The organism is Winogradskyella litoriviva (assembly GCF_013249065.1).
GTDB lineage: Bacteria > Bacteroidota > Bacteroidia > Flavobacteriales > Flavobacteriaceae > Winogradskyella > Winogradskyella litoriviva.
Map to the genome: position 1 here is coordinate 1 of NZ_JABRWQ010000020.1, position 2816 is coordinate 2816.

General features: G+C 39.4%; 1 protein-coding gene. It reads right to left on the bottom strand.

The features are described 5' to 3' along the window. Positions 1–2816: T9SS type B sorting domain-containing protein (locus tag HNV10_RS17015; protein WP_173302653.1), on the bottom strand; the 2816-nt coding region annotated here is incomplete at both ends.

The following is a 2816-nucleotide window of genomic DNA, read 5'->3' on the forward strand; positions in this document are numbered from 1 at the left end:
TCGTCGTATTCTACTGTAAACCAGTAGTCACTGGTTGGCATTAAATTACCATTAAACGTTCCGTCCCAACCGCTTCCGTCTGGACTCAATTGCTTTAACAGTTTTCCGTATCTGTCAAATATATAAATTTTTGCATTACTACCAATGCCTGCAATGTTCCAAGTTTCATTTAATCCATCGCCATTAGGTGTAAAATACAAAGGGTAATCTACGATAAACGTACTCGCTGTCTCGCTTCCACAACCGTTCTTATCTCTGGCTTCTATCTCATGTGTGCCTGGTGAAACATTACTAAAAATTGTTTCATCTTGCCATGGACCACCATCTAAACTAAATTCATAGTCGCCTATCTCATCTCCTAACACCACTTCTATAACGTGACTTTCTGAAAAAGCTTGTGTTAAGACTTCGATTATTAAACTCGGTGGCTCACTTTCTGTCACTAGTGTCTCAATATCTTCTTCACTTACACAACCTGTGTTTAGATTTGTTATTGTTACACCATAGATACCACCTACTGTTGGCATTAATGTGGAATCTGTTGCACCTGCAATAACTTCGCCTTCTAAAGTCCATGCAAAACTGTAATCTGCCGTTGATAAACCTGTGTCTATAACTAATGCGCCTAAAACTGCTGAGTCTCCTGTGCTAGTACATAAAATGTATTCTTCTTCTAAATAAAATTCTGGTAATGGATTTACCTCTAAGCTTACTTGGGCAATTGCATAACATACTGAAGTATCTGCGCCTGTGACTGCATCTGGTGTGTCATTGTCTACTCGTGCATAAATAATTTGTGGGTTAACCACGTTTTCATACAAGGTTGGTAATGGGTTCACCTTTAAGTTAGCATCTTCTGCTGTTGCATAATAAGTCACTATATAATTGGCTGCAGCCTGACCGTCTAAAACTAAGATGTCTTGTGTTGTTAAATCAAACTGAACACTATCATTGGTCGGATCTCCATCGCTTTCCATATTATCATCACATAATACATAAGAGATGACGTCATCTTCTGCTCTTGCGCCTTCTTGTACTTCGATATTAAATACTTGGGTGGCTATGGCACAATCCGTAACGTTATTGGTGATTCTTACATAAATCGGTTGTGGATTGCTTATGCTATTGGTATATGGACTCACTAATCCATTAATACCATCTTGCGCATCTACTAATGTTTCATGATAACTCACTATAAATTGTGATGGGTTTTGGCCGTTTAACACCTCTGCATCCTTGGTTGCTAAATCAAAGCTATCTAATCCATCTGTGTTTAATTCACATTGTATTAAATCTGTTACAGCTACTACCTCTGGTAATGGATGGACAATAAGGGTAAAATCTACTAAGGCATAACAGCCTGTGATATCATTGGTCACTCTAACATAAATTGTTTGCTCTGGTGTTGCGGTATTTTCATAAACCATTGGGTTGGCTATCGCATTTACACCTGCCTCTGCATCCTCTGCCGTTTCATGGTAGCTTGCCGACACATTGGCTTCACCATTTAATAGTAACTCTTCATTCTGGGTTAAATCAAAGGGTTCTACGCCATTGCCTGCATTATCTACATCACATAACTCCAAGTCTGGCAACACCAAGGTTGGGGTTGGATTGGGTTGTACGCGTATGGTTAAGGTTACCATATCTGTACAACCTGTATTTGTATCTGTAACTACAGCATATAACGTTTGTGGGTTAGCTTCTGCACCATCTACGCTGGTGTTGGTGTATTGCGTTGGGTCTGCTATTACGTTTGATTGCGCTTCTGCATCTAATTGTGTTTCATAATACGATACACTCCAACTGCCATTGCCGCCTGTGATTTCATCATTCTTAACCGTTAGGTCAAATACAGTAATTTCATCGCCTGGTACTTCGCCTAAATCATCACAGGTATTTAACTGTGTGGGTTGTATCGCTACTGGTGGCAATGATACACTTAACTCAAAGCTTCCCGTGTCTTGACAACTTGTAATTGGGTCGTATAAGCGTACATAAAGCGTTTGTGGATTTGTAGTGTTGGTGTAGTTACCAACATTGATAATTGGGTTATCGCCTGCTTCTGCATCTGCTAAACTAACATGGTAGGTTAACTCTACGTCTGCTGAATCTTGACCATTAAGGATTTCATCGTCTTTGGTTGTTAAATCAAACTGTGCAAAGCCATTACTATCTGTATCACAAATAACATACGTTTCTATGGCTGTTGGTACTTCTGGTGCTGCGTGCACTATAAGTTCTAACGTATTTGTCGTTAAACTATAACAACCCGTTATAGTATTCTCTGAACGTACATATAACATTTGATTGTTCGCTACAATATTGGTGTAAGGGCTTGTCAGTGCATTAGCGCCTGAGTCTGCATCAATCTCTGTCTCGTGATACGTAATCACAACGTTAGGTTCGCTATTTGTAATAGCGATTGTACGTTGTTCTAAATCGAATTCTGCAAAACCATCATTATCATCATCACAGACTTCTATTGCTTCTGGGTTAGGTTCTGGTGATGGAATTGGGTTAACTCGTAAGGTTACTGTTACTGTATTGTAACAGCCTGTGATATCGTTTTGAGCACGCACAAAAATAGTTTGTGGATTACTCGTATTTACGTATGGGCTTGAAATGGCGTTAATAGCATCATCTGCATCGTCTTGTGTTTCGTAATACGTTAAGGTGATTCCGGTTTGGCCATTTAAAATCTCAGCATTAGCGTCTTCATTTTCTAAGATAAAGCCTTCTTGCTCATCGCCTGGATTGTTAACATCACACAACTCTATTGGACCTGGCGTTACTAATACAGGTAATGGATTAAC